The sequence below is a fragment of the Pseudomonas sp. PVC-5-1 genome (assembly GCF_057444345.1).
This window is the reverse complement of the sequence record NZ_CM172024.1, coordinates 1,241,480-1,267,912: the sequence shown is the minus strand read 5'-3', so window position 1 is coordinate 1,267,912 and position 26,433 is coordinate 1,241,480. Positions and strand designations below refer to the sequence as shown.

The following is a 26,433-nucleotide window of genomic DNA, read 5'->3' as shown; positions in this document are numbered from 1 at the left end:
AACCAAGCCCGCCCGCATTGGCAGGGTTGGTGAAAGACTGCTGCAAAGCCTTGCAACACGCTGTGCGATAGCGCTTCACCCCGCCAGATAGACAGGGCGTTGCTGCAAGAATTCGGTGCTGGCGCAAAAATATCGCGCGGTTCGAACCAGCAGTGTTCAGGCCAGCGGGCCGTTGAGCAGCGGTACGAAGCGCACGGCCCCCAGCACGCGGCGGGAGAATCCATGCTCCTCGCGCACGATCAGCATCAGCTGCTGGGTTTCGCCGGCTGGGCCCACCGGAATCACCATACGACCACCCGGCGCAAGCTGGTCGAGCAGTGCCTGCGGCACTTCCGGCGCTACGGCGGTGACGATGATGCCGTTGTACGGCGCCAGCGCCGGCCAGCCTTCGCAACCATCCCCCCAGCGGAACACCACGTTGCGCAGGTTCAGTTCCACCAGGCGCTCCTTGGCCCGGTCCTGCAACACCTTGATGCGTTCCACCGAGAACACCCGCTCGACCAACTGAGCCAGAATTGCCGTCTGGTAGCCCGAGCCGGTGCCGATCTCCAGCACCTTGTCCAACGGCCCGGCCTCGAGCAGCAGTTCACTCATGTGGGCAACCATGAACGGTTGCGAGATCGTCTGGTTGTGGCCGATCGGCAGCGCGGTGTCTTCGTAGGCGCGATGCGCCAGCGCCTCGTCGACGAACAGGTGGCGCGGGGTACGACGGATGACGTCGAGCACCTTGGTGTTCGAAACGCCCTCCTCGCACAGGCGCTGGATCAGCCGCTCCCGCGTGCGCTGGGAGGTCATGCCGATGCCACGCCGCAGCATATCGTCCTCGCGCATCAGAGCAGGCCCTCCAGCCAACCGTCGAGCTGCTCGAAGGCATCACTGAAGGTGCGGTCGAGCTGCAGCGGAGTGATCGATACATAGCCTTGCATCACCGCGTGGAAGTCGGTCCCCGGGCCACCGTCCTCGGCATCCCCGGCGACAGCGATCCAGTAGCCTTCCTTGCCGCGTGGGTTGACCACCTTGGTCGGCGCCGCCGCCCGCGCCCGGTGACCGAGGCGGGTGAGCTGGATGCCACGAATGTGCTCCAGCGGCAGGTTGGGGATATTGACGTTGAGCACGGTGCGCGGTGGCAAGGCCAGGCGCGACTGAGCCTCGACCAGGCGGCGGGCGATGTGGGCCGCGGTGGGCAGGTTGTCCGGCTGGCGCGACAACAGCGAAAACGCCAGCGAGGTACCGCCGAGGAAACGGCCTTCCAACGCGGCCGCGACCGTGCCCGAATAGAGCACGTCGTCACCCAGGTTGGCACCGAGGTTGATCCCCGACACAACCATGTCCGGCGCCTGTGGCAACAGCCCATTGAGCCCCAGATGCACGCAGTCGGTCGGCGTGCCGTTGAGGCTGATGAAGCCATTGGCCAAAGTCTGCGGGTGCAGTGGCCGGTCCAGCGTCAGCGAACTGCTGGCGCCGCTCTTGTCTTGATCCGGGGCAATAACCACGCACTCGGCGTAATCCACCAGCGCAGCATGCAGCGCGGCGATGCCGGGTGCGGTAACACCGTCGTCGTTCGAAATCAGAATACGCATGAGCTGTCCGTCTGCCCCGCCGACACCAGATCCACGATTTCGCGCACCACCACGGTGGCGAAACATCCGGCCGGAAGGACGAATTCCAGTTGCAGGATATCAGGCTCGGGATAATGCCACGTAAGACCGCCAATAGGGAGCCGCAGAATGCGTCGTTCGTGATCCATGCCCGCCAAGGCCAGCCACTGGCAAAGTGCCGGCTGCCGTGCGGCGATCGCATCCTCTTGTTGCGCAGTACTCCCCGTAGCCGGCGAATCGCCTGCCCCCCACAGCGGGCCGGTCGGATGCAGGTCAAGAATCGCCAGCCGAGGATCGGAACATTCCGACTCCCCAGCAGGAAAGAAGCTACGACTCGTGGTGAACGCCAACAGGTCGCCCACCTGCGCACGCGCCCAGCTGCCGTCGGCAACACGGGCTGCCAGCACCTGGTTGAACAGGTAGCTGCGCCCGGCCGAGAGCAACCGCGAACGCATGTTGCGCTGTTCGGGCAGGGCCTTGCGTGCGGCCCAATCAAGAGCGTCGTGAACGTTGCCGCCACCGTGGCCGAAGCGCTGGGTGCCGAAATAATTCGGCACACCGTGCTGCTTGAGCTGTTCCAGGCGTGCATCCACCGCCTGGTGATCGGCAGCCAGGGCAGTCAGGCGCAGCGTGAAGCCGTTGGCCGAATGCGCACCGCGCTGCAGCTTGCGCTGGTGGCGCACCTGCTTGAGCACACGCAGGCTGGCATCCTCGGCACGCGACAGGTCCGGGTCGGCCTTGCCGGGCAGGTGCAGGCTGAACCACTGGCGGGTCAGGGCCTGGCGGTCCTTGAGGCCGGCGTAGCTGATCGTGCGCACCGGCACCCCAGCGGCACGGGCCAGGCGGCGGGCCGCCTCCTCGGTGTTCAGGTCACGCTTCTCGACCCACAGCCACAGGTGTTCGCCCTGGCCCGAGAGGGGGATGTCCAGTACTTCGTCGACCTGGAAATCCTCGGCCACCGCCTTGAGGACGGCGGTACCCAGTGGTTCGCCCGATGCGCGCGGGCCCAGCAGTTCCAGTTCGGTCATGCTGGCAGCAGCAGGGCTACCGAATGCACGGCGATGCCCTCCTCGCGGCCGGTGAAGCCGAGCTTCTCGGTGGTGGTAGCCTTGACATTGACCTGGTCGAGTTCGACCTGCAGGTCTTCGGCGATCAGTTTGCGCATGGTTTCGATGTGCGGTGCCATCTTCGGCGCCTGGGCGACGATGGTGGCGTCGATGTTGCCGACCTTCCAGCCCTTGGCCTGGACGATGCCGACCACATGGCGCAGCAGAACACGGCTGTTGGCGCCCTTGAACTGCGGATCGGTGTCGGGGAAATGTTTGCCGATGTCACCCAGCGCCGCCGCGCCAAGCAAGGCATCGCTCAGGGCGTGCAGCAGCACGTCGCCATCGGAGTGGGCCAGGAGGCCGTATTTGTGGGGGATACGCACCCCGCCCAGGGTAATGAAATCACCGTCGCAGAAACGGTGCACATCGTAGCCGTGGCCAATACGCATAGAAAAACGCCCTGAATGAGTCAGGGCGTGATTCTACCTGCTTTAGCCAGTATTGGGGCCGTCGTTGTAGGAGCAGCCTTGTGCTGCGAATGGGCCGCAAAGCGGCCCCGGCAATATCGGCGATAGCGTTAGACCCAGGGTCTGCTTCGCAGCCCATTCGCAGCACAAGGCTGCTCCTACAGGCGATGAAGCGAGCACCACAGCTACGCCTTACACCCGCCCCAAGGCCACCGCATGATGACGCAGGTGCTCCTCGATGAAGCTGGCGATGAAGTAGTAGCTGTGGTCATAGCCAGGCTGCAGGCGCAGGGTCAGTTCATGCCCACCTTTGCGTGCCGCCTGCTCCAGGGCTTCAGGCTTGAGCTGCTTCTCGAGGAAGTCGTCGCGGTCGCCCTGGTCCACCAGCAACGGCGGGCATTCGCCGGCCGGAGCCTCGGCCAGCAGCACGCTGGCATCCCACTCGCGCCAGCGCGCCCGGTCTTCACCCAGGTAGCGGCTGAAGGCTTTCTCGCCCCACGGGCAATCCATCGGGTTGCTGATCGGCGAAAACGCCGACACCGAGCGGTAGCGCCCCGGGTTGCGCAAGGCGCACACCAGCGCGCCATGCCCACCCATGGAGTGGCCACTGATGCTGCGCTCGCCCGAAGCCGGGAAGTGCGCCTCGATCAACGCGGGCAATTCCTCCACCACATAGTCGTGCATGCGGTAGTGCTGGGCCCAGGGCTGCTGAGTGGCATTGAGGTAGAACCCGGCACCCAGGCCGAAGTCCCAGGCACCGTCCGGGTCGCTCGGCACCTGCTCACCACGCGGGCTGGTGTCGGGGGCTACGATGATCAACCCAAGCTCCGCGGCCAAGCGCTGGGCGCCGGCTTTCTGCATGAAGTTCTCGTCGGTGCAGGTGAGGCCGCTGAGCCAGTACAGCACCGGCAGCTTCTCGCCCTGTTCGGCCTGCGGCGGCAGGTAGACGGCGAACACCATGTCGCAACCCAGCACCTTGGAGTGATGCCGGTAACGCTTGTGCCAGCCGCCGAAGCTCTTCTGGCAGGAGATGTTATCCAGGCTCATGGCAAACCTCAGAAGTGGATGACACTGCGGATACTCTTGCCTTCATGCATCAGGTCGAAGGCCTTGTTGATGTCTTCCAGGCCCATGGTGTGGGTAATGAAGGTATCCAGCGGGATCTCGCCCTTCTCGGACATTTCCACGTAGCTCGGCAGCTCGCTGCGACCACGCACGCCACCGAACGCCGAACCACGCCATACGCGACCGGTGACCAGCTGGAACGGACGGGTGGCGATTTCCTGGCCGGCACCGGCCACGCCGATGATCACCGACTCACCCCAGCCCTTGTGGCAGCATTCCAGCGCAGCACGCATCAGCTGCACGTTGCCGATGCACTCGAACGAGAAGTCCACGCCGCCGTCGGTGAGGTCGACGATCACTTCCTGGATCGGGCGGTCGTAGTCTTTCGGGTTGATGCAGTCGGTAGCACCCAGCTGACGGGCGATCTCGAACTTGGCCGGGTTGATATCGATGGCAATGATGCGCGACGCCTTGGCCTTGACCGCACCGATCACTGCCGACAGGCCGATGCCGCCCAGACCGAAGATGGCCACGGTGTCACCCGCCTTGACCTTGGCGGTGTTGAGCACCGCGCCGATACCGGTGGTGACGCCGCAACCCAGCAGGCAGACCTTTTCCAGCGGCGCTTCTTTCTGGATCTTGGCCACGGAAATTTCCGGCAGCACGGTGTACTCGGAGAAGGTCGAGGTACCCATGTAGTGGAACAGTTGCTGGCCTTTGTAGGAGAAGCGCGTGGTGCCGTCCGGCATCAGGCCCTTGCCCTGGGTGGCGCGGATGGCCTGGCAAAGGTTGGTCTTGCCCGAGAGGCAGAACTTGCACTTGCCGCATTCCGGGGTGTACAGCGGAATGACGTGGTCACCGACGGCGACCGAGGTGACGCCCTCGCCTACCGCCTCGACGATCGCGCCACCTTCGTGACCGAGGATCGACGGGAAGATGCCCTCCGGGTCGGCGCCCGACAGGGTGTAGGCGTCGGTGTGGCAGACACCGCTGGCGACCACCCGCAGCAGCACTTCACCGGCCTTGGGCATGGCCACGTCGACTTCGACGATTTCCAGGGGTTTCTTGGCTTCGAAAGCTACGGCAGCACGGGACTTGATCATCAAAGGTCTCCAGACAGAGTGTCGATTCAGTCTGGCAGTGTAATTCACCGCCTTTTGATGAATAATCAGGCCAAAGACAAAACATTATTGCCATACAGGGATAATCAATGAGCAGCCGCTGGGAAGGCATCGACGAGTTCGTCGCCGTGGCCGAGTCGGGCCAGTTCACCGCGGCCGCAGAGCGCCTGGGGGTTTCCTCGTCGCACATCAGCCGGCAGATCGCCCGGCTGGAGGAACGGCTGCAGACGCGCCTGCTGTACCGCAGCACCCGGCGGGTGACCCTGAGCGAGGCCGGGCAGACGTTCCTGCAGCACTGCCAGCGCCTGCAGGATGGCCGCGAGGAAGCCCTGCGCGCCATGGGCGATCTGGCCAGCGAGCCCAAGGGGTTGCTGCGCATGACCTGCGCGGTGGCCTATGGCGAGCGCTTCATCGTGCCGCTGGTGACACGGTTCATGGCGCTGTACCCGCAGCTGCGGGTGGAAGTGGAACTGAGCAACCATACCCTCGACCTGGTGCATGAAGGCATGGACCTGGCCATCCGCCTGGGCCGGCTGGCCGACTCGCGATTGGTGGCAACCCGCCTGGCGCCCAGGCGCATGTACCTGTGTGCTTCGCCGGACTACCTGGAACGTTATGGTCGGCCGCACAGCCTTTCGGAACTGGCCCGGCACAACTGCCTGGTAGGCAGTTCGGACCTGTGGGCGCTGCAGCAGGATGGTCGCGAGATCAGCCAGCGTGTGCAAGGAAACTGGCGTTGCAACAGCGGGCAGGCGGTGCTGGACGCGGCGCTGCAGGGGATGGGGTTGTGCCAGTTGCCGGATTACTACGTGCTGGAGCACTTGAACAGTGGTGCACTGGTGTCGTTGCTTGAGGCGCACCAGCCACCGAATACCGCGGTGTGGGCGCTGTATCCGCAGCAGCGGCACCTGTCGCCGAAGGTGCGTCGGCTGGTGGATTACCTGAAGGAAGGGTTGGCGGGGTTGCCGGAGTATCGCTTGAACTGAAACCTTGTGCTGGCTGGTCTGGCCTCTTCGCGGGCTCGCCCGCTCCCACAGGTCCTGCGCATACCTTCAGGCTGGCGCTGTACCTGTGGGAGTGGGCATGCCCGCGAAGAAACCAGCACTGGTCAAAGCCTCAGCGGCGCCCTGCCCAACGCTGGCGCAACCACTCCAGATCTTCCGGCCGGGTCACCTTGATGTTGTCGCTGCGCCCTTCGACCAGCCGCGGCGCCTGGCCGGACCACTCGATGGCAGAGGACTCGTCGGTCACCAGCACATCCGACACAAGGCACTCGGCCAGCGCCTGATGCAACGCCCCAAGGCGGAACATCTGCGGTGTATAGGCCTGCCAGATGGTACTGCGGTCTACGGTAGCGCCCACCCGGCCATCAGCATCGGCCCGCTTGAGGGTATCGCGCGCCGGCACCGCCAGCAGGCCACCCACCGGGTCGTCCGCCAGCTCCGACAACAGCTTGTCCAGATCGCTGCGCGCCAGGTTCGGTCGTGCAGCATCGTGTACCAGCACCCAATCACTGTCCGCAGCCCCGTGAGCATGCAGCACCAGCAAGGCATTGAGCACTGAGTCGGCACGCTCTCGACCACCCGCGGCACGCTGGATGCGCGGGTCGCTGGCGCAGCGCAGGCGAGGCCAGTACGGGTCATCTTCGGCAATGCTGACCACCACGCCCTTGAGCATCGGGTGGCCAAGAAAACAGTCGAGGCTGTGCTCGATAATGGTTTGCCCGGCCAGCTCCAGGTACTGCTTGGGGCGGTCGGCAGCCATGCGGGCACCTACGCCCGCAGCAGGAATCACGGCCCAGAAGGCCGGTAACGTTTCGATCATTTCTGTGGCAACTGGAAGAGGGTTTCGCCCTCTTTGACCATTCCCAATTCGTGGCGAGCCCGCTCTTCAACGGTCTCCATGCCTTTTTTCAGCTCCAGCACTTCGGCATCGAGCACGCGATTGCGCTCGAGCAAGCGCTCGTTTTCGGCATGCTGCTCAGCAATCTGCTGCTTCAGCTCGGTCACTTGCGCCAGGCTGCCATTACCCACCCACAGGCGGTACTGCAGGCCACCCAGCAGCAGGAGCAGGACGAGGAACAACCAATAGGGACTGCGCATCACGTTATCCAGGTTAAAAAGGCTGCCGGGTATTTTTACTTCCGGGCCTCGAATAGCACGAAGCCTGGCCGAGGCCAGGCTTCGTCGACAGAAACCCGTTGAAATGTAGGAAAGTTCAGTACGAACGTTCCCACAACTCCGGCTGCTGTCTTTTTACCATCTCTTGCTTAACCGCGAAACTCGGCACGACCGCGGTAAACCGCTTTGGCACCCAGTTGCTCTTCGATGCGCAGCAGTTGGTTGTACTTGGAAACGCGGTCGGAACGGCACAGCGAGCCAGTCTTGATCTGGCCGGCAGCAGTACCCACGGCCAGGTCGGCAATGGTCGAGTCTTCGGTTTCACCGGAGCGGTGCGAAATCACTGCGGTGTAGCCAGCAGCCTTGGCCATCTGGATGGCTTCCAGGGTTTCGGTCAGCGAACCGATCTGGTTGAACTTGATCAGGATCGAGTTACCGATGCCCTTCTCGATGCCTTCCTTGAGGATCTTGGTGTTGGTCACGAACAGGTCGTCGCCAACCAGCTGCACCTTGGCACCGATCTTGTCGGTGAGGATCTTCCAGCCAGCCCAGTCGGACTCGTCCAGGCCGTCTTCGATCGAAATGATCGGGAAGCGCTCGGTCAGGCCTTTCAGGTACTCGGCAAAGCCTTCAGCGTCGAACGACTTGCCTTCGCCGGACAGGTTGTACTTGCCGTCTTCGTAGAACTCGGAAGCCGCGCAGTCCAAGGCCAGGGTCACGTCGGTGCCCAGCTTGTAGCCGGCTTTCTCGACAGCTTCGGCGATGGCGCCCAAGGCGTCTTCGTTGGAAGCCAGGTTAGGGGCGAAACCACCTTCGTCACCAACGGCGGTGTTCAGACCACGGGCCTTGAGCACGGCTTTGAGGTGGTGGAAGATTTCGGTACCCATGCGCAGGCCGTCGGAGAAGGTCTTGGCGCCAACCGGCTGTACCATGAACTCCTGGATGTCGACGTTGTTGTCGGCGTGCTCGCCACCGTTGATGATGTTCATCATCGGTACCGGCATCGAGTACTGGCCAGGGGTGCCGTTCAGGTTGGCGATGTGCGCGTACAGCGGCAGGTCCTGGTCCTGGGCAGCGGCCTTGGCGGCAGCCAGGGAAACGGCCAGGATGGCGTTGGCGCCCAGCTTGGCCTTGTTCTCGGTACCGTCCAGCTCGATCATGGCGCGGTCCAGGGCCTTCTGGTCGGCAGGGTCCTTGCCCAGCAGCAGGTCACGGATCGGGCCGTTGATGTTGGCAACAGCCTTCAGCACGCCCTTGCCCAGGTAACGGCTCTTGTCGCCATCACGCAGCTCCAGCGCTTCGCGCGAGCCAGTGGAAGCACCGGACGGCGCGCAGGCGCTGCCGATGATGCCGTTGTCGAGCAGTACATCGGCTTCCACGGTGGGGTTGCCACGCGAATCGAGAACTTCACGACCTTTGATGTCGACGATTTTTGCCATTGTTGTAAGCACTCCAGAATTGACGAAAACAACTTAGCTTAGGAAATTCCAGCCGTTCACCGGGCGGACTTGCAGTGGGCAGGCCGGGTGAAGGGAACCCCTGACCGACTGGTCAGGGGTGGATCGGGCGGTACTTTACCCGAGAATCGAGCTTTACGCGGTTTCTACCGTCGGAAAACTTTTCACCAGGTCGTCCAGTTGCTTGAGCTGGGCCAGGAATGGCTCCAGTTTGTCCAGGCGCAGGGCACATGGGCCATCGCACTTGGCGTTGTCCGGATCGGGGTGGGCTTCGAGGAACAGACCGGCCAGGCCTTGGCTCATGCCGGCCTTGGCCAGGTCGGTGACCTGGGCGCGGCGACCACCGGCGGAATCGGCGCGACCACCCGGCATCTGCAGGGCGTGGGTCACGTCGAAGAACACCGGGTACTCGAACTGCTTCATGATGCCGAAGCCGAGCATGTCCACCACCAGGTTGTTGTAGCCGAAGCTCGAACCACGCTCGCAGAGAATCAACTGGTCGTTACCGGCTTCTTCGCACTTGGTCAGGATGTGTTTCATTTCCTGAGGCGCGAGAAACTGGGCCTTCTTGATGTTGATCACTACGCCGGTCTTGGCCATGGCCACCACCAGATCGGTCTGGCGCGACAGGAATGCCGGCAGCTGGATGATGTCGCACACCTTGGCTACAGGCTCGGCCTGATAAGGCTCGTGTACGTCGGTGATGACCGGCACGTTGAAGGTGCGCTTGATCTCTTCGAAGATCTTCAGCCCCTCTTCCATGCCCGGGCCACGGTAGGAAGTTACCGACGAACGGTTGGCCTTGTCGAAGCTGGCCTTGAACACGTACGGGATACCAAGCTTCTCGGTCACCCGCACGTACTCTTCGCAGACCTTCATTGCCAGGTCACGGGACTCCAGGACGTTCATGCCGCCGAACAGGACGAACGGCTTGTCGTTGGCGATCTCGATGTTACCGACGCGAATGATCTTCTGGGTCATTGATCAGGCCTTGTTCTTCTGAGCCAGGGCTGCCTTGACGAAACCGCTGAACAGCGGGTGGCCGTCACGCGGGGTCGAGGTGAATTCCGGGTGGAACTGGCAGGCGACGAACCATGGGTGGTCCTTGGACTCGACCACTTCCACCAGCGCGCCGTCTTCAGAGCGGCCGGAAACCACCAGGCCGGCATCGATCAGTTGCGGCAACAGGTTGTTGTTCACTTCGTAGCGATGGCGGTGACGCTCGGTGATCACGTCCTTGCCGTAGCAATCGTGCACCTTGGAACCGGCCGCCAGCTGGCAGTCCTGTGCGCCCAGGCGCATGGTGCCACCCAGGTCGGAGGCTTCGCTGCGGGTTTCGACGGCACCGGTGGCATCGGCCCACTCGGTGATCAGGCCGACTACCGGGTGACCGCTGTTGCGGTCGAACTCGGTGGAGTTGGCATCCTTCCATCCCATCACGTTACGGGCAAATTCGATCACGGCCACCTGCATGCCCAGGCAGATACCCAGGTACGGCACCTTGTTCTCACGGGCGTATTGCACCGCGGTGATCTTGCCTTCCACGCCGCGCAGGCCGAAACCGCCCGGCACCAGGATGGCATCGGCGCCTTCGAGCAGGCTGGTGCCCTGGTTCTCGATGTCTTCCGAGTCGATGTAGCGCAGGTTGACCTTGGTGCGGTTGGTGATGCCGGCGTGGCTCATCGCTTCGATCAGCGACTTGTACGCATCCAGCAGCTCCATGTACTTGCCGACCATGGCGATGGTCACTTCGTGCTCAGGGTTGAGCTTGGCATCGACCACCTTGTCCCACTCGGACAGGTCGGCGCCATTGCACTGCAGGCCGAAACGCTCGACGACGAAATCGTCCAGGCCCTGTGCGTGCAGCACGCCCGGGATCTTGTAGATGGTGTCGACGTCTTCCAGCGAAATCACCGCACGCTCTTCAACGTTGGTGAACAGCGCGATCTTGCGACGCGACGAGGCATCGACCGGGTGGTCGGAGCGGCAGATCAGCACGTCAGGCTGCAGGCCGATGGAGCGCAGCTCCTTGACCGAGTGCTGGGTCGGCTTGGTCTTGGTCTCGCCAGCGGTGGCGATATACGGGACCAGGGTCAGGTGCATCAGCATGGCGCGCTTGGAGCCCACTTCGACGCGCAGCTGGCGGATGGCTTCGAGGAACGGCTGCGACTCGATGTCACCCACGGTACCGCCGATTTCCACCAGGGCCACGTCGGCATCGCCGGCGCCCTTGATGATGCGACGCTTGATTTCATCGGTGATGTGCGGGATGACCTGGATGGTCGCGCCCAGATAGTCACCACGACGTTCCTTGCGCAGTACGTGCTCGTAGATGCGGCCGGTGGTGAAGTTGTTGTTCTGGGTCATGGTGGTGCGGATGAACCGCTCGTAGTGGCCCAGGTCGAGGTCGGTCTCGGCGCCATCGTGGGTGACGAACACTTCACCGTGCTGGAACGGGCTCATGGTGCCCGGATCGACGTTGATGTACGGATCCAGCTTGAGCATGGTGACCTTCAGGCCCCGCGCTTCCAGGATGGCCGCCAGGGAAGCCGAGGCAATGCCTTTCCCCAATGAAGAAACAACACCGCCCGTGACGAATATGTAGCGCGTCATGAAAAACCCTAGAAGTCTGCGTTAAGGCGGCCAGCGCCGCCGGAGAAAGCGAAGGAAGGCCGAAGCCCCCGATCACCTGCGTCAATCACAGTGCATCTCGAAAAACTGCCGCGTCTGTACAGACCAGGGGTATCCCCGGCATGGAGCTCGCTCGTCATTTCCAGAATCAGCCCAGCAAAAAACTGCTTGGTAATCGGCAACTCCTGTGTTTTCGCGGAACCCACAGAAGCTGTATCAAGAAGGGAGGGTAGTCTACCCGAATGTACCCTTCAGCTCAAACCTTGCGCGTTCGTCGGCAACTGCCAGGACAGCTGGCAATCAGCCTGCACCAGCCCGGGCAGGTTGGCCACCGCCAGCAAGCGTTCGCCCCGGTACAGCAGTGGCAGGCGCGGGCGCAGGAAAAGCGGCACCTGCAGTTCGTTTAACAGGCGCTTGAGGTCGCGTCGGCCGCGGCCGGGGACATCCAGCACTTCACCGCCCTGGCGGTAGGCAATGCGCAAGCCGTCCAGCGGCGCTGCGCCAACAAGACGCACCCTGCCGTTACCCGGCAACAGCAAAGGCTTGGCGGGATCGGCCCAAGGCAGTTCGCCGACGGGCAGCTGCAGCCAGTCACCACTCAACCACCAGATGCGGCCATGACTGCGCAGCAACTGCCCATCGGCAAGCTGCCAGGCGGGCCGGGCATCGGCGGCGGCATCGCGCAGGTCCGCCCAGCCGGCCCAGTGTCGGGTGTCGGGCAGCCGGGTACGGTGGCTCAGCCAGTATTGCAGGGCATTGCGCTGACGGGCAGGCGACAGCGCCACCAGGGAAGCCAGGTCGAGGGAGTCCAGCCCCGGCCAAGCCACCGGCGCGCCCTCCCCGGCGAGCGCCAGGTCGTCCTGGGCCAGCTCGTCCAGCAGGCCTTGCGCTTCGCTCAGGTGCTCGGCGGCGCGGGCCAGGTTCTGGCTGGCCTGCGGCCAACGTTGCTGAAGCAGCGGAAACACTTCGCTGCGCAGGTAGTTGCGGGCAAATTGTGTGTCAACATTTGACGGATCTTCGATCCAGGCCAGCCCATTGGCCTGGGCGTGGTCCTGCAGTTGCTGGCGGGAACAGCCCAGCAATGGCCTGACCAGGCTGCCCTGCCCTAGCGCCCGCTGCCCCGGCATTGCAGCCATGCCACGCAGGCCTGCGCCGCGCAGCAGGCGGAACAGCAGGGTTTCGGCCTGGTCGTCGCGGTGCTGGCCGGTGAACAGGATGTCGCCTGGGCCGAGCGCTTGCCTGAAGGCAGCATAGCGGGCGTCGCGGGCGGCCTGTTCGAGGCTGGCGCCGGGGGTGACCTGGACATGGATGACCTGGAGTTCGATGCCGAGATTGTCGCAGACGGCTTGGCAGTGGGCGGGCCAGGCATCGGCGGCGGGTTGCAGCCCGTGGTGGACGTGGATGGCGCGCAATGGAGGGGATGCGTGATTGCGGGCGTAGTCGCCCAGCAGATGCAGGAGGACGGTGGAATCGAGGCCGCCGGAGAAGGCGATGTACCAGGTGGGGGCGTTGAGCCAGGGGGTGAGGTTGATCATCTAGCCTCGCTCGGTTCAAGAACGCATTCGCGGGCACGCCCGCTCCCACAAGTATGGCGCTAGCCCCGAGGGCAAAGCATTACCTGTGGGAGCGGGCGTGCCCGCGAACACCGGCGAAGCCGGTGCCATTCATCTCGCTATCAGAGGCCGTAGCTCATCAGGCGATCGTAACGGCGGGCCAGCAGCGCGTCATGGTCGAGCTTGCCGAGCATGTCCAGCTGCTGTACCAGGTCGGCACGGATGCTTTCCGACATCTTCGCCGGGTCACGGTGGGCGCCGCCCAGCGGCTCCTGGATGACCTTGTCGACGATGTTCAGGCTCTTCAGGCGCTCGGCGGTGATGCCCATGGCTTCGGCTGCGTCGGCTGCCTTGTCGGCAGTCTTCCACAGGATCGAGGCGCAGCCTTCCGGCGAGATCACCGAGTAGGTGGAGTACTGCAGCATGTTCAACTGGTCGCACACACCGATGGCCAGCGCACCGCCGGAACCACCCTCACCGATCACGGTGGCGATGATCGGGGTTTTCAGGCGCGCCATCACGCGCAGGTTCCAGGCGATGGCCTCGCTCTGGTTGCGCTCTTCGGCGTCGATGCCCGGGTAGGCGCCCGGGGTGTCGATGAAGGTCAGGATCGGCATCTTGAAGCGCTCGGCCATTTCCATCAGGCGGCAGGCCTTGCGGTAGCCTTCAGGGCGCGGCATGCCGAAGTTGCGGCGTACCTTCTCGCGCACTTCGCGGCCCTTCTGGTGACCGATGACCATGACCGGCTTGCCGTCCAGGCGCGCAGTACCGCCGACGATGGCAGCGTCGTCCGAGAAATGACGGTCGCCGTGCAGTTCTTCGAACTCGGTGAAGATGTGCTCCAGGTAGTCCAGGGTGTAAGGACGACGCGGATGACGAGCCAGGCGGGCGATCTGCCAGCTGGTCAGGTTGCCGAAGATGCTTTCGGTCAGGGTGTTGCTCTTGTCTTGCAGACGGGCAATTTCATCGCTGATGTTCAGCGAGTTGTCGTTGCCTACCAGGCGCAGGCCTTCGATCTTGGCTTGCAGGTCGGCAATCGGCTGTTCGAAATCGAGAAAATTCGGGTTCATAGTCATCCGTCTTGGGTCTACGGCCAGGCGGCCGGCCGGTTGATCCGTTTGGCGCCCTACCTTAAGGGATCAGGCGCATTCAGGTCGAGATTAAATTTTTTTCGGTTCAACGATATTGCAGGAAGACGTTCTCACGCCCGAACTGGTCACGCAGCGCCTGAATCAGCCCATCGGCCGGGTCGATAGCCCACTGCTCGCCGAACTGCAACATGGCCTTGGCGTCGCTGCCGGTGTATTCGAGGGTGATCGGGCAAGCGCCGCGATGGCGGGTAATCAGCTCGCCCAGCCACTTCAGCCGGTCGCCCTTGAGCGCTTCGTGTGCCACCTTCAGGCGCAGGCTCTCGGCCAGCTTGGTGCGCGCATCCTCCATGGTCATCACCTGCTTCACCCGCAGGCGCAGGCCACCGGAGAAGTCGTCGTTACTGACCTCGCCTTCGACCACCACCATGGCATCGGTCTGCAGCAAGGACTGTGCCGCCATGAAGGCATCGGCAAACAGCGATGCTTCGATGCGGCCGGAGCGGTCATCCAGGGTGACGAAGCCCATCTTGTCGCCCTTCTTGTTCTTCATCACCCGCAGGGCAATGATCATGCCGGCGATAGTCTGGGTATCGCGTGACGGCTTGAGGTCGATGATGCGCTGGCGGGCGAAGCGGCGGATCTCGGTCTCGTACTCGTCGATCGGGTGGCCGGTGAGGTACAGGCCAAGGGTGTCCTTTTCGCCCTTCAGGCGTTCCTTGAGGGTCAGTTCGCGCACCTTGCGGTGGTTGGCGTAGACGTCGGCATCCGCCTCTTCGAACATGCCGCCGAACAGGTCGACGTGGCCACTGTCAGCTGTGTGGGCGGCCTGCTCGGCAGCCTTGATGGCCTCGCCCAGCGCCGAGAGCAGGGTTGCACGGTTGATGTCGATATTGGCGTGGTAGGCCTTGATCTCGTCATGGAAGTGCGGGCCCAGGCGGTCCAGCGCACCACTGCGGATCAGCGCGTCGAGGGTGCGCTTGTTGACCCGTTTGAGGTCGATGCGCTCACAAAAGTCGAACAGGTCCTTGAATGGGCCACCCTGGGCGCGGGCCTCGACGATCGCCTCCACCGGGCCCTCGCCGACGCCCTTGATGGCGCCCAGGCCGTAGACGATGCGCCCGTCATTGTTGACGGTGAACTTGAAGTCGGAGAAGTTCACATCGGGCGCGTCGAGGCGCAGCTTCATGCTGCGCACTTCCTCGACCAGCACCACCACCTTGTCGGTGTTGTGCATATCCGCCGACAACACCGCAGCCATGAACGGCGCCGGGTGGTGGGTTTTCAGCCATGCGGTCTGGTACGAAACCAGGCCATAGGCGGCGGAGTGGGACTTGTTGAAGCCGTAACCGGCGAACTTTTCCACCAGGTCGAAGATGTTACCAGCCAGGTCTGCATCAATATTGTTGTTGGCACAACCTTCAATGAAACCACCGCGCTGCTTGGCCATCTCCTCGGGCTTCTTCTTACCCATCGCACGGCGCAGCATGTCGGCGCCGCCGAGAGTATAGCCAGCCATCACCTGGGCGATCTGCATCACCTGTTCCTGATACAGGATGATGCCATAGGTCGGTGCCAGCACCGGCTTCAGGCCTTCGTACTGGTAGTCCGGATGGGGGTAGGCGAGCTCGGCGCGGCCGTGCTTGCGGTTGATGAAGTCGTCCACCATGCCCGACTGCAGCGGGCCTGGGCGGAACAGCGCCACCAGTGCGATAAGGTCTTCCAGGCAGTCGGGCTTGAGCTTCTTGATCAGCTCTTTCATGCCCCGCGATTCAAGCTGGAACACCGCCGTGGTTTCGGCCTTCTGCAACAGCTCGTAGGTCTTGCGGTCGTCCAGTGGGATGAAGTCGATGTTTACATCGGGCAGGTTCTTCTTGGCCTGCTCGCGGTTGATGATCTCCATCGCCCACTTGATGATGGTCAGGGTCCGCAGGCCGAGGAAGTCGAACTTCACCAGGCCGGCGGCCTCGACGTCATCCTTGTCGAACTGGGTTACCAGGCCGCCGCCCTCTTCATCACAGGCGATCGGCGAGAAGTCGGTGAGCTTGGTCGGGGCGATGACCACACCACCGGCGTGTTTGCCGGTACCGCGTGTCACGCCCTCGAGCTTCAGGGCCATGTCCCAGATTTCGCGGGCGTCTTCGTCACCCTTGAGGAAGTCGCGCAGGATCTCTTCCTGCTCGTAGGCCTTTTCCAGGGTCATGCCCACTTCGAACGGGATCATCTTCGACAGGCGGTCGGCCAGGCCGTAGGACTTGCCCTGTACCCGCGCCACGTCTCGCACCACCGCCTTTGCCGCCATGGTACCGAAGGTGATGATCTGGCTGACCGCGTTGCGGCCATAGGCTTCGGCCACATAGTCGATCACCCGGTCACGGCCATCCATGCAGAAGTCGACGTCGAAGTCGGGCATGGAAATACGTTCAGGGTTGAGGAAGCGCTCGAACAGCAGGTCGTAGGCCAGCGGGTCGAGGTCGGTGATCTTCAGTACATAGGCCACCAGCGAGCCAGCACCCGACCCCCGGCCCGGGCCGACCGGCACACCGTTGTTCTTGGCCCACTTGATGAAGTCCATCACGATCAGGAAGTAACCGGGGAAGCCCATCTGGATGATGATATCCAGTTCGAACTTCAGGCGGTCCAGGTAAACCTGACGCTTCTCTTCGTAGTTGGGCGTGGTCTCTTTCGGCCACAGCACTGCCAGGCGCTCTTCCAGGCCTTCGTGGGACACATGCCGCAGGTAGTCATCGATGCCCATGCCATTGGGCGTGGGGAAGTCGGGCAGGAAGTACTTGCCCAGCTGCACCTGGATGTTGCAACGCTTGGCAATCTCGACGGTGTTGGCAATGGCGTCGGGCAGGTCGCTGAACAGTTCGGTCATTTCTTCGGCCGACTTCAGGTACTGCTGGTCGCTGTACATCCTTGGCCGGCGCGGATCGTCGAGGGTCCAGCCCTCACCGATGCATACGCGGGTTTCGTGAGCATCGAAGTCCGATTGCTTGATGAAACGCACATCGTTGGTTGCCACCAGCGGAGCGCCGAACCTGTCGGCCAATGCCACGGCGGCGTGCACATATTCCTCGTCGCGGGCGCGGTTGGTGCGCTGCACCTCGACATAGAAGCGCTCGGGGAACATCGCCATCCAGTCCTGCAGCAGGGCCTCGGCTTCATCTTGCCGCCCCGCCAGCAAGGCCATGCCGATGTCACCTTCCTTGCCTGCGGACAGGGCGATCAAGCCCTCGCTGGCCGGGGCGATCCATTCACGCTGAAGGATCACCAGGCCGTTGCGCTGGCCCTCGGTCCAGCCGCGCGAGATCAGCTCGGTGAGGTTGCGGTACCCCTTGGGGTTCATGGCCAGGAAGCAGATACGCGACAGCGGTGCTTCCGGGTCGGCAGCGGCCAGCCACAGGTCGGCGCCGCAGATCGGCTTGATGCCCGCGCCCATGGCAGTCTTGTAGAACTTTACCAGCGAGCACATGTTGCTCTGGTCGGTGATCGCCACCGCCGGCATGTTCATCCCGGCCAGCGCCTTGGCCAGCGGCTTGATCCGCACCAGGCCGTCGACCAGCGAGAATTCGGAGTGGACGCGCAGGTGAACGAAGGGAACCGACATGGAAGATCCTGTAGCAGTGCTGAACGACAAGGGCGGGATTGTAGCTTAAATGGGGATGTTTTTTGGGGCTGCTTCGCAGCCCATCGCCGGCAAGCCAGCTCCCACAGGGACCGCGTAGCTGTCAGGGATTGTACGATCCGTGTGGGAGCTGGCTTGCCGGCGATGGGCCGCAAAGCGGCCCCGGGGGTTCAGATCAGGGAATCGAGAACACCGGCACGCGCGTCCCACGCGGCCCGCACCGGGGCAAAGGAGCGCCGATGAATAGGTGTAGGCCCCAAGCGTGCCAGCGCCTCGAGGTGCACCGGGGTCGGGTACCCCTTGTGCCCACCAATGCCATAACCCGGGTAGATCAGCTCGAATGCGCTCATCTCCCGGTCACGGGTCACCTTGGCCAGGATCGACGCCGCCGCGATGGCCGGCACCTGACTATCGCCCTTGACTACCGGCGACGCCGGTACGGCCAGTTTCGGGCAGCGGTTACCGTCGATCAGGGCCAGCTTCGGTGTAATGTGCAGGCCTTCCACCGCGCGCTGCATGGCCAGCATGGTCGCATGCAGGATGTTCAGGCGGTCGATTTCCTCGACCTCGGCACGCGCGATGCAGAAGCTCAAGGCCTTTTCGCAGATCTCGTCGAACAGCGCTTCGCGCTTGGCTTCGGTGAGTTTCTTCGAATCGTTCAGGCCGAGGATCGGGCGCGCCGGGTCGAGGATCACCGCCGCGGTCACGACTGCACCGCACAGCGGGCCACGGCCCACTTCGTCGACGCCCGCGACCAGGTCCTCGACCAGGTTGAAGTCCAGTCCAATTTGCATGTCAGCGGTCCTTGAGCAAGGCCAGTACCGCCTCGGCCGCCTGGTTGGAGGCGTCACGGCGAAGGGTGCGATGAATTTCGTCGAAACTTTCGGTCTGCCGGCTGCCATCGGCTACCAGCGGCGCCAGGGTATTGGCCAGTGCTTCGCTGGTGGCGTCATCCTGCAGCAGCTCGGGTACCAGCGCACGCTGGGCCAGCAGGTTCGGCAACGAAACGTAGGGGCTCTTTACCAGGCGTTTGAGGATCCAGTAGGTCAGGGGCGCCAGGCGATAGGCCACAACCATCGGCCGCTTGTACAGCAGCGCTTCGAGGGTGGCAGTACCCGAGGCGATCAGCACCGCGTCACAGGCCGCCAGGGCTTGGTGCGACTGGCCATCGAGCAGGGTCAGCGGCAGCTTACGCCCTTCGAGCATCTGCTCGACCTGGGCGCGCCGCGTGGCATTGGCACAGGGCAGTACGAAACGCACGCCCGGTACCTGCTGGCGCAGCCTTTCGGCAGCATCCAGGAACAGTGCCCCCAGGCGCCCTACTTCGCCGCCCCGGCTGCCCGGCATCAACGCCACTACCGGCCCTTCGCCCAAGCCCAGCGCGGCACGCGCCGCAGGACGGTCGGCTTCTAGCGGGATGGTATCGGCCAACGGGTGGCCAACGAAGCGCACAGGCACGCCCTGCTCTTCATAGAACCGCGCCTCGAATGGCAACAGCGTCAGCATCAGGTCGCAGCCTTCGCGAATCTTCAGCACACGCTTCTGCCGCCAGGCCCATACCGACGGGCTGACGTAGTGCACGGTCTTGATCCCGGCCTGACGCAGTTTCAGTTCGATGTTGAGGGTGAAGTCGGGGGCATCGATGCCGATGAACACATCGGGCTTTTCACCGATCAGGGTCTCGATCAGCAGCTTGCGCCGCTTGAGCAGCTCGCGCAGGCGCCCCAGCACTTCGACCAGGCCCATGACGGCCAAGCGCTCCATGGGGAAATAGGATTGCAGGCCTTCGGCTTCCATCAAGGGACCACCAACGCCGATGAACCGTACATCGGGGTGGCGTGCCTTGATGGCACGCATCAAGCCTGAACCGAGAATATCGCCGCTGGCCTCACCTGCGACCAAGGCTACGCAAAGCTGGGCCATGTCAGCGGGTGATGCCGCGGGCGGAGTTCACGATCGACTGGCGGAACAGATCGACCTCAGGGTGCTTCGCAGCCAGTTCGTCCAGCTCCTTGAGCGCGTCTTCGACGGTCAGGCCCTGGCGATAGACAATCTTGTAGCAACGGCGCAGCACATGGATCACCTCGTCGCTGAAACCCCGGCGGCGCATGCCTTCGAAGTTCATGCTGCGGGCTTCGGCCGGGCTGCCGAACACGGTGACGAAGGCAGGGACATCCTTGCCGATCGCCGTGCCCATGCCGGAAAACGCGTGGGCACCGATATGGCAGTACTGGTGCACCAGGGTGTAACCGGACAGGATCGCCCAATCCCCCACGTGCACATGGCCGGCCAAGGCCGTGTTGTTGACCAGGATGCAGTGGTTGCCGATAACGCTGTCGTGGCCGATGTGGGCATAGGCCATGATCAGGTTATGGTCACCGACGGTGGTTTCCGAACGGTCCTGGACGGTACCGCGGTGGATGGTCACCCCTTCGCGGATCACATTGTGGTCACCGATCACCAGGCGCGTCGGCTCACCCTTGTACTTGAGGTCCGGGGTGTCTTCGCCGATCGAGGAAAACTGAAAGATACGGTTGTGCTTGCCGATGCGGGTCGGCCCTTTGAGCACAACATGCGGGCCGATAACGGTGCCCTCCCCGATCTCCACATCAGGGCCAACGATCGACCAGGGGCCGACCTCGACACCATCGGCCAGCCTGGCCGAGGGGTCGATAATGGCCCGAGGATCAATCGAATTCATAGGGAGCGTTCCGCACAGGTGATTTCTGCCGAGCAAACCGGCTTGCCGTCGACCAGGGCGCGGCACTCGAATTTCCAGATCATGCTCTTGCGGCTGAGGAACTTCGCCTCCAGCACAAGCTGGTCACCCGGCAGTACCGGCTGACGGAAACGCAGCTTGTCGGAGCCGACGAAGTAGTACAGGGTGCCATCGGCCGGTTTGGCGTCGAGCATCTTGAAACCGAGGATACCCGCGGCCTGTGCCATGGCTTCGATGATCAGGACGCCCGGCATGATCGGGTGCGCCGGGAAATGGCCGTTGAAGAACGGCTCGTTGATGCTGACATTCTTGTAGGCACGAATGCTCTGGGCCTCGTAGTCCAGCTCCGTCACGCGGTCCACCAACAGGAACGGGTAACGGTGAGGCAGGTATTCGCGAATCTCGTTGATGTCCATCATTTCGGGGGGGAAGCCTGTAATAAGAATAGGGAGCGCAGGTGCTGACCACACGCTCCTTTTGCAGTCCAAAGAGGAGCCAGCTAGCGACTGTTCACTCTTGCTCAGGGAATGGTATCAGCCTTCTGATGTCGGCTGGCCACCTGAGGTCACGGTATCGACGCGTTTTTCCAGCTGCTGGAGACGCTTGGCCATGTCGTCCAGGTGGCGGATACGCGCGGCGCTCTTGCGCCATTCAGCCAGTGGCTGCATGGCAGTGCCGGAAGAATAGGCACCCGGTTCGGTGATCGAACGGGTCACCATGGTCATCCCGGACACGAAAACGTTATCACAGACATCGATATGACCCACCATGCCGACACCTCCGGCAATAGTGCAATGCTTGCCGATGCGCGTGCTGCCGGAAATTCCGACGCAGGCGGCCATGGCCGTGTGCTCACCGATCTGCACGTTGTGGGCGATCTGGATCTGGTTGTCGAGCTTGACCCCATCAGCGATGCGCGTATCCGACAGTGCACCGCGATCGACCGCAGTGTTGACACCGATTTCCACGTCGTCGCCGATGGTAACGCCACCGATCTGGGCAATTTTGCGCCACACGCCCTTCTCGTTGGCAAAACCGAAGCCTTCACCGCCAATCACGGCACCTGACTGGATGACCACACGCTTGCCGATGGTCACATCATGGTACAGGGTGACCCTCGGGGCCAGCCAGCCGCCCTCACCGATCACGCAACGGGCACCGACCACACAGTGTGCACCCACACTGACATTAGCCGCGATGCGCGCACCGCTTTCGATGACCGCGAACGGCCCGATGCTGGCACTGGCGTCCACCTGCGCGTCCTCGGCCACCACGGCGCTGGGATGAATACCCGCCACAGCCTTGGGTTTGGGGTCGAACAGGTGGGAGATGCGCGCATAGGCCAGATACGGGTCGGCGACGATCAGCGCATTGCCGGCAAAGCCTTCGGCATCCGCCGCCTTCAGCAGCACCGCAGCCGCCTGGCTGCTATCCAGGAACTTGCGGTACTGCGGGTTGGCGAGGAAGCTCAACTGACCTGGGCCAGCCTCCTGCAAGGTGGCCAGCCCGGTAATCTGCAGCGCCTCGGGCCCCTTGAGAGTGGCGCCGAGGGCCTCGGCCAACTGGCCTAGCGTCATGGTCACGGTCATATCAACGGGCTTGGTTCATGCGCTCGATGACCTGGCGGGTGATGTCGTACTGAGGCTTGACATCGATGACCGCGCCACGCTCGAGGACCAGGTCGTAACCACCTTTCTTGATCACTTCCTCGACAGCGCCATCCAGCTTCGGCTTCAGCTGCTTGAGCATATCGCGGTCAGCAACGGCCTTGGCTTCGTTCAGTTCCTTGGACTGGAACTGGAAGTCACGGGCCTTCTGCTTGAACTCGAGCTCCAGGCGCTCGCGCTCCTGCTGCTGCATCTTGTCGCCGCCCTTGATCAGACGGTCCTGGATGCCCTTGGCGCTGCTTTCCAGGCTTTTCAGCTTGGTCAGTTGCGGGCCGAACTTCTTCTCGGCATCCACCGCGTATTTCTTGGCGGCGTCCGACTCCAGCAGGGCCATCTGATAGTTCAGGACGGCAACCTTCATTTCGGCGAAAGCCGGGGTGGCGACAAGCGCCGCGGCCACTACGGCCAGTTGGGTCAACTTACGCACGATGCACTCCTGGATAAACCGTTGTCATTAAGCGAGGGCCGACCTCAGAAGGTCTGGCCCAGAGAGAATTGGAACACCTGGGTGTCGGCATCGTCCGGCTTCTTGACCGGCATTGCCAGGCTGAAGCTCAGCGGGCCCAGTGCGGTGATCCAGGTCACGCCCAGGCCGACCGAGCTGGCCATACCCGAGAAACCGACCTTCTCGCAATCAGGCTGGTTGCCGCAATTGGTGTCGAACACGTTACCCACATCCCAGAACACGGACGTGCGCAGCGAACGCTGATCCTTGACGAATGGCAGCGGGAACAGCAGCTCGACACCACCTTGTACCAGCACGTTGCCACCAAACGGCAACGGATCCTGGTCCGGGTCGGCGATGGTGCCTGGCTTGCCACCGTTGGCCTCACCGCGGCTTGGGGTACTGCGTGGGCCCAGGCTGCTGTCCTTGAAGCCACGGACGGAGTTGAAGCCACCCGCGAAGTAGTTCTCGTAGAACGGCAGGCCGGAGGTGCTGCCGTAACCATCACCATAGCCCAGTTCGGTGTGCAGGCGCAGGGTGTAGTCGTTGGTAATCGGCTTGAACAGCTGGCCGCGGTAGTCGAGCTTGAAGAACGACAGGTCGCTGCCCGGAATGGTGGATTCCAGGGTCAGGCTTTGCGAGTGACCACGGGTCGCCAGCACGCCTTTGTTCAGGGTCGACTCCGACCAGCCGATCGAGGCCTTGAAGTTCAGGAAGCTGTCGCCTTCCTCTTCGAGGAAATCGAAGATCTCGTCAACGGTGTACTTGCCGGTCTTGATCTTGTCCTGCTGCACGCTCAGGCCATAGGTCAGGCGCGAGGTCTCGCTGATCGGGTAGCCGAGGCTGACGCCTGCACCGTAGCTGTCCACCGCGTAGCTGGCCACGTCGACGTCGAGGTCGTCGTAGTCGGTGCTGCGGTAGAAGGCGTTGTAACCCAGGCTCACGCCATCGGCAGTGAAGTAGGGGTCAACGAAGCCGAAGTTGTAGCGGGTCTGGTATTCCGAACGGGTCAGGCCGATGGATACCTTGTTACCAGTACCGAGGAAGTTGCTCTGGCTGATCGAACCACCGAGGATCAAGCCGGCGCTCTGGGCGAAACCGACGCTGGCGGTGATCGAGCCGGAGGCCTGTTCCTCGACGCTGTAGTTGACGTCGACCTGGTCGTCGGTGCCCGGCACCGGCGGGGTCTCGACGTTCACTTCCTTGAAGAAGCCCAGGCGTTCCAGGCGGGTCTTGGACTGGTCGATCAGGTAGGTCGAGGCCCAGCCGCCTTCCATCTGGCGCATTTCGCGACGCAGCACTTCGTCTTCGGTCTTGGTGTTGCCGCGGTAGTTGATGCGGTTGACGTAGGCACGCTTGCCCGGGTCGACCACGAACATGATGTCGACGGTGTGGTCTTCATCGTTCGGCTGCGGCACGCCGTTGACGTTGGCGAAGGTGTAGCCTTCGTTACCCAGGCGACGGGTGATCAGCTCGGAGGTGCTGGTCATCACCTTGCGCGAGAACACCTGGCCAGGCTGCACCAGCAGCAGCGACTTGACCTGGTCTTCCGGCACCTTCAGGTCACCGGACAGCTTCACGTCACGGACGGTGTACTTCTCGCCTTCGTTGATGTTGACGGTGATGTAGACGTGTTTCTTGTCCGGCGTGATGGACACCTGGGTGGAGGCGATGTCCATGTTGATGTAGCCGCGGTCCAGGTAGTAGGAACGCAGGCGCTCCAGGTCACCGGAGAGCTTTTCGCGGGCGTACTTGTCGTCGTTCTTGAAGAACGACAGCCAGTTGGTGGTCTTCAGCTCGAACAGCTGCGCCAGGGTCTCGTCGTCGAACACGTTGTTGCCAACGATGTTGATGTGCTGAATGGCGGCGACGGTGCCTTCGTTGATCTTGATCTTCAGCGCCACGCGGTTGCGCGGCTGCGGCACCACCTCGGCGTCGACCTCGGCCGAGTAGCGGCCCTGGGCCACGTACTGGCGCTGCAGCTCGTTACGCACACCTTCGAGGGTGGCACGCTGGAAGATCTCGCCTTCGGCCAGGCCGGATTGCTTCAGGCCCTTCATCAGGTCTTCGGTGCTGATCGCCTTGTTGCCTTCGATCTCGATGCTCGACACCGACGGGCGCTCGACCACGTTGATGATCAGGACATTGCCATCGCGGTTCAGCTGAATGTCCTGGAAGAAGCCGGTCTTGAACAGGGAACGGGTCGACTCCACCAGTCGGCGGTCATCGGCCTGGTCGCCGACGTTCAGCGGCAAGGCACCGAAGACACTGCCGGCGGAAACCCGCTGCAGGCCGTTGACGCGGATATCGGAGATGGTGAAGGACTCGGCGTGAACTTCAGCGATCATCAGTGCGGACATGACCGCAGTTAGCAGCAGACGTTTCATGAAGTCCTTTTATTCCAACTGGCAATAAACAGCCCGCCGCGACAAGACGGCAGGTTTCGCAATTGAGCGAAGCTTTATAGTCGACCCAGATCGTTGATCAGGGCGAGCAACATCACCCCTATGACCAAACTGATACCGATCTGGACCCCCCAACCTTGCACCCGATCCGACAGCGGACGACCGCGCACCCACTCGACCAGGTAAAACAGCAAATGCCCCCCATCCAGAACCGGGATGGGCAGCAGGTTAAGAACCCCCAGGCTTATGCTCAGGTAGGCCAGGAAATTCAGGAAATCCCCCACGCCGGACTGGGCTGAAGCGCCCGCCACTTTAGCAATGGTTATCGGTCCGCTCAAGTTTTTTACCGAGAGCTCCCCGAACAGCATTTTCTTCAGCGATTCAAGGGTCAGGACGCTCATGTTCCAGGTGCGTGACAAGCCCTCACCCACCGCATCCAGCGGGCCATAGCTGACTTCGCGAAGCATGTTGGCAGGCCATTCGCCACCTTTTACCCCGGCGCCTAGATAGCCGCCGGCCGCCTTGCCCTCGCCCTTGCGCGCCAGGGTGACCGGGACGTCCAGCGCAGCACCATCGCGCTCGACACGCACCAGAACCTTGGCTTGCGGGCGGGCCCGCACGGCATCGACCACCTGCTGCCATTCGCTCACTGCCACGCCATCGAGGGCCAGCAGCTTGTCACCGGTTTTCAGGCCCGCAGCGGCAGCCGGCCCCTTCGGATCGATCTCGGCCAACACCGGCAAGATCGCCGGGCGCCAAGGGTGCAGCCCAAGGGACTGGATCGGGTCCGGCTCGTCGGCGCCCTTGAGCCAGCTGTCCAGCGTCACCTGCAGCTGGCGCTCGGCGCTGGCGCCCTCTTCACGCACGCCAACCTGCAAGGTGCCGCTCTCGCCCAGGCGGCGAACCAGTTGCAGGTTGACAGCAGACCAACCATTGGTCGGCTTGCCGTCGATGGAGACGATTTCCTGACCTGCGGTCAGGCCTGCCGATGCTGCCAGGCTGCCAGCATCGACCGCGCCGATCACCGGGCGGATCTGCTGGGTACCCAGCATCGCCAGCACCCAGAAGAACAGGATGGCCAGCAGGAAGTTGGCAACCGGGCCCGCCGCGACGATCGCGATGCGCTGGCGTACGGTCTTGCGGTTGAACGACTGCTCGATCAGCGCCGGCGGCACGTCCCCCTCGCGCTCGTCGAGCATCTTGACGTAGCCACCCAGCGGGATCGCCGCGACCACGAACTCGGTGCCATGGCGGTCATGCCAGCGCAGCAGCGGCGTGCCGAAGCCCACCGAGAAGCGCAGCACCTTGACACCGCAGCGGCGTGCCACCCAGAAGTGGCCGAATTCATGGAAAGTGACCAGTACACCCAAGGCTACGAGGGTGCCGATAATCATGTAGAGCGCTGTCATATCCATCT

23 protein-coding genes are annotated in these 26,433 nt (G+C 62.9%); 1 reads left to right on the top strand and 22 read right to left on the bottom strand.

What is annotated here, in order from left to right; translation table 11 throughout:
- Window positions 1–156: 156 nt before the first annotated feature.
- The 6 genes from AC2T3R_RS05815 to AC2T3R_RS05790 all read right to left on the bottom strand — a co-directional run bounded on the left by AC2T3R_RS05815 (window position 157) and on the right by AC2T3R_RS05790 (window position 5,282).
- Window positions 157–795 (bottom strand): protein-L-isoaspartate(D-aspartate) O-methyltransferase, encoded by a 639-nt coding sequence (locus AC2T3R_RS05815; protein WP_015269209.1) that lies wholly within the window; start codon window positions 793–795, stop codon window positions 157–159.
- 35 nt (window positions 796–830) lie between these two features.
- Window positions 831–1,580 (bottom strand): 5'/3'-nucleotidase SurE, encoded by a 750-nt coding sequence (gene surE / locus AC2T3R_RS05810; protein ID WP_013971274.1) that lies wholly within the window; start codon window positions 1,578–1,580, stop codon window positions 831–833.
- Window positions 1,568–2,626, bottom strand: a complete 1,059-nt coding sequence (gene truD, locus AC2T3R_RS05805; RefSeq protein ID WP_486744770.1) for a tRNA pseudouridine(13) synthase TruD — start codon at window positions 2,624–2,626, stop codon at window positions 1,568–1,570. Before truD ends, surE begins: the two co-directional genes overlap by 13 nt.
- On the bottom strand, window positions 2,623–3,096 hold the full coding sequence (gene ispF / locus AC2T3R_RS05800; protein ID WP_013971272.1) for a 2-C-methyl-D-erythritol 2,4-cyclodiphosphate synthase: 474 nt from the start codon (window positions 3,094–3,096) through the stop codon (window positions 2,623–2,625). The genes truD and ispF overlap by 4 nt, the downstream gene beginning before the upstream one ends.
- 210 nt (window positions 3,097–3,306) lie before the next feature.
- Window positions 3,307–4,161, bottom strand: coding sequence for an S-formylglutathione hydrolase (gene fghA, locus AC2T3R_RS05795; RefSeq protein WP_013971271.1), 855 nt, complete (start codon window positions 4,159–4,161; stop codon window positions 3,307–3,309).
- An 8-nt stretch (window positions 4,162–4,169) separates the two neighbouring features.
- Window positions 4,170–5,282 (bottom strand): S-(hydroxymethyl)glutathione dehydrogenase/class III alcohol dehydrogenase, encoded by a 1,113-nt coding sequence (locus AC2T3R_RS05790; protein WP_013971270.1) that lies wholly within the window; start codon window positions 5,280–5,282, stop codon window positions 4,170–4,172.
- Between the two features lie 107 nt (window positions 5,283–5,389).
- Here AC2T3R_RS05790 and AC2T3R_RS05785 point away from each other — a divergent pair, with 107 nt between their 5' ends.
- Window positions 5,390–6,286, top strand: a complete 897-nt coding sequence (locus AC2T3R_RS05785) for a LysR substrate-binding domain-containing protein (RefSeq protein WP_013971269.1) — start codon at window positions 5,390–5,392, stop codon at window positions 6,284–6,286.
- Between the two features lie 130 nt (window positions 6,287–6,416).
- On the opposite strand, the gene ispD is transcribed toward AC2T3R_RS05785, so the two are convergent.
- The 16 genes from ispD to rseP form a co-directional block, all read right to left on the bottom strand.
- On the bottom strand, window positions 6,417–7,124 hold the full coding sequence (gene ispD / locus AC2T3R_RS05780; protein ID WP_024086399.1) for a 2-C-methyl-D-erythritol 4-phosphate cytidylyltransferase: 708 nt from the start codon (window positions 7,122–7,124) through the stop codon (window positions 6,417–6,419).
- A complete protein-coding gene (gene ftsB / locus AC2T3R_RS05775) occupies window positions 7,121–7,402 on the bottom strand; it encodes a cell division protein FtsB (protein ID WP_004375443.1) in 282 nt (93 codons plus the stop codon). The genes ispD and ftsB overlap by 4 nt, the downstream gene beginning before the upstream one ends.
- Window positions 7,403–7,569: 167 nt before the next feature.
- Window positions 7,570–8,859 carry a phosphopyruvate hydratase gene (eno, locus tag AC2T3R_RS05770; protein ID WP_013971266.1) on the bottom strand — a complete coding sequence of 430 codons (1,290 nt, stop codon included), beginning with the start codon at window positions 8,857–8,859 and terminating at the stop codon, window positions 7,570–7,572.
- 153 nt (window positions 8,860–9,012) lie between these two features.
- Complete coding sequence (gene kdsA / locus AC2T3R_RS05765; protein WP_013971265.1) at window positions 9,013–9,858, bottom strand: 3-deoxy-8-phosphooctulonate synthase; 846 nt, start codon at window positions 9,856–9,858, stop codon at window positions 9,013–9,015.
- A gap of 3 nt (window positions 9,859–9,861) precedes the next feature.
- Window positions 9,862–11,490, bottom strand: a complete 1,629-nt coding sequence (gene pyrG, locus AC2T3R_RS05760) for a CTP synthase (RefSeq protein WP_004375437.1) — start codon at window positions 11,488–11,490, stop codon at window positions 9,862–9,864.
- Between the two features lie 269 nt (window positions 11,491–11,759).
- Window positions 11,760–13,043, bottom strand: a complete 1,284-nt coding sequence (gene tilS, locus AC2T3R_RS05755) for a tRNA lysidine(34) synthetase TilS (protein WP_410951285.1) — start codon at window positions 13,041–13,043, stop codon at window positions 11,760–11,762.
- Window positions 13,044–13,183: 140 nt separating this feature from the next.
- The gene (gene accA / locus AC2T3R_RS05750; protein WP_015269200.1) at window positions 13,184–14,131 is read right to left on the bottom strand and encodes an acetyl-CoA carboxylase carboxyl transferase subunit alpha; all 948 of its coding nucleotides are present in this window, start codon (window positions 14,129–14,131) and stop codon (window positions 13,184–13,186) included.
- A 106-nt stretch (window positions 14,132–14,237) separates the two neighbouring features.
- Window positions 14,238–17,762 (bottom strand): DNA polymerase III subunit alpha, encoded by a 3,525-nt coding sequence (gene dnaE / locus AC2T3R_RS05745; protein WP_013971262.1) that lies wholly within the window; start codon window positions 17,760–17,762, stop codon window positions 14,238–14,240.
- 188 nt (window positions 17,763–17,950) lie between these two features.
- The gene (gene rnhB / locus AC2T3R_RS05740; protein WP_061551306.1) at window positions 17,951–18,574 is read right to left on the bottom strand and encodes a ribonuclease HII; all 624 of its coding nucleotides are present in this window, start codon (window positions 18,572–18,574) and stop codon (window positions 17,951–17,953) included.
- 1 nt (window position 18,575) lies between these two features.
- On the bottom strand, window positions 18,576–19,703 hold the full coding sequence (lpxB, locus tag AC2T3R_RS05735; RefSeq protein ID WP_486744768.1) for a lipid-A-disaccharide synthase: 1,128 nt from the start codon (window positions 19,701–19,703) through the stop codon (window positions 18,576–18,578).
- Between the two features lies 1 nt (window position 19,704).
- Entirely contained in the window at window positions 19,705–20,481 is a 777-nt protein-coding gene (lpxA, locus tag AC2T3R_RS05730; protein ID WP_023661474.1) for an acyl-ACP--UDP-N-acetylglucosamine O-acyltransferase, read from the bottom strand.
- Window positions 20,478–20,918, bottom strand: a complete 441-nt coding sequence (fabZ, locus tag AC2T3R_RS05725) for a 3-hydroxyacyl-ACP dehydratase FabZ (protein WP_004375427.1) — start codon at window positions 20,916–20,918, stop codon at window positions 20,478–20,480. The genes lpxA and fabZ overlap by 4 nt, the downstream gene beginning before the upstream one ends.
- A 114-nt stretch (window positions 20,919–21,032) precedes the next feature.
- Window positions 21,033–22,088 (bottom strand): UDP-3-O-(3-hydroxymyristoyl)glucosamine N-acyltransferase, encoded by a 1,056-nt coding sequence (lpxD, locus tag AC2T3R_RS05720; RefSeq protein WP_013971258.1) that lies wholly within the window; start codon window positions 22,086–22,088, stop codon window positions 21,033–21,035.
- Between the two features lies 1 nt (window position 22,089).
- Window positions 22,090–22,593, bottom strand: a complete 504-nt coding sequence (locus AC2T3R_RS05715) for an OmpH/Skp family outer membrane protein (protein ID WP_015269197.1) — start codon at window positions 22,591–22,593, stop codon at window positions 22,090–22,092.
- A 44-nt stretch (window positions 22,594–22,637) separates the two neighbouring features.
- Window positions 22,638–24,998, bottom strand: coding sequence for an outer membrane protein assembly factor BamA (gene bamA / locus AC2T3R_RS05710; RefSeq protein WP_013971256.1), 2,361 nt, complete (start codon window positions 24,996–24,998; stop codon window positions 22,638–22,640).
- Between the two features lie 74 nt (window positions 24,999–25,072).
- Window positions 25,073–26,425: an RIP metalloprotease RseP gene (rseP, locus tag AC2T3R_RS05705; RefSeq protein WP_410951287.1), complete on the bottom strand. Its 1,353-nt coding sequence runs from the start codon at window positions 26,423–26,425 to the stop codon at window positions 25,073–25,075.
- Between the last annotated feature and the right edge of the window lie 8 nt (window positions 26,426–26,433).

Bases quoted from the DNA above. Each gene is read 5' to 3' on its own strand.
- bamA (WP_013971256.1), bottom strand. From the start codon at position 24,998: ATGAAACGTCTGCTGCTAACTGCGGTCATGTCCGCACTGATGATCGCT.
- fghA (WP_013971271.1), bottom strand. From the start codon at position 4,161: ATGAGCCTGGATAACATCTCCTGCCAGAAGAGCTTCGGCGGCTGGCAC.
- lpxB (WP_486744768.1), bottom strand. From the start codon at position 19,703: ATGGCCCAGCTTTGCGTAGCCTTGGTCGCAGGTGAGGCCAGCGGCGAT.
- fabZ (WP_004375427.1), bottom strand. From the start codon at position 20,918: ATGATGGACATCAACGAGATTCGCGAATACCTGCCTCACCGTTACCCG.
- surE (WP_013971274.1), bottom strand. From the start codon at position 1,580: ATGCGTATTCTGATTTCGAACGACGACGGTGTTACCGCACCCGGCATC.
- ftsB (WP_004375443.1), bottom strand. From the start codon at position 7,402: ATGCGCAGTCCCTATTGGTTGTTCCTCGTCCTGCTCCTGCTGCTGGGT.
- tilS (WP_410951285.1), bottom strand. From the start codon at position 13,043: ATGATCAACCTCACCCCCTGGCTCAACGCCCCCACCTGGTACATCGCC.
- dnaE (WP_013971262.1), bottom strand. From the start codon at position 17,762: ATGTCGGTTCCCTTCGTTCACCTGCGCGTCCACTCCGAATTCTCGCTG.
- AC2T3R_RS05815 (WP_015269209.1), bottom strand. From the start codon at position 795: ATGACCTCCCAGCGCACGCGGGAGCGGCTGATCCAGCGCCTGTGCGAG.
- AC2T3R_RS05785 (WP_013971269.1), top strand. From the start codon at position 5,390: ATGAGCAGCCGCTGGGAAGGCATCGACGAGTTCGTCGCCGTGGCCGAG.
- rseP (WP_410951287.1), bottom strand. From the start codon at position 26,425: ATGACAGCGCTCTACATGATTATCGGCACCCTCGTAGCCTTGGGTGTA.
- lpxA (WP_023661474.1), bottom strand. From the start codon at position 20,481: ATGAATTCGATTGATCCTCGGGCCATTATCGACCCCTCGGCCAGGCTG.
- ispD (WP_024086399.1), bottom strand. From the start codon at position 7,124: ATGATCGAAACGTTACCGGCCTTCTGGGCCGTGATTCCTGCTGCGGGC.
- truD (WP_486744770.1), bottom strand. From the start codon at position 2,626: ATGACCGAACTGGAACTGCTGGGCCCGCGCGCATCGGGCGAACCACTG.
- ispF (WP_013971272.1), bottom strand. From the start codon at position 3,096: ATGCGTATTGGCCACGGCTACGATGTGCACCGTTTCTGCGACGGTGAT.
- pyrG (WP_004375437.1), bottom strand. From the start codon at position 11,490: ATGACGCGCTACATATTCGTCACGGGCGGTGTTGTTTCTTCATTGGGG.
- accA (WP_015269200.1), bottom strand. From the start codon at position 14,131: ATGAACCCGAATTTTCTCGATTTCGAACAGCCGATTGCCGACCTGCAA.
- lpxD (WP_013971258.1), bottom strand. From the start codon at position 22,088: ATGACCGTGACCATGACGCTAGGCCAGTTGGCCGAGGCCCTCGGCGCC.
- eno (WP_013971266.1), bottom strand. From the start codon at position 8,859: ATGGCAAAAATCGTCGACATCAAAGGTCGTGAAGTTCTCGATTCGCGT.
- rnhB (WP_061551306.1), bottom strand. From the start codon at position 18,574: ATGCAAATTGGACTGGACTTCAACCTGGTCGAGGACCTGGTCGCGGGC.
- AC2T3R_RS05790 (WP_013971270.1), bottom strand. From the start codon at position 5,282: ATGATCAAGTCCCGTGCTGCCGTAGCTTTCGAAGCCAAGAAACCCCTG.
- kdsA (WP_013971265.1), bottom strand. From the start codon at position 9,858: ATGACCCAGAAGATCATTCGCGTCGGTAACATCGAGATCGCCAACGAC.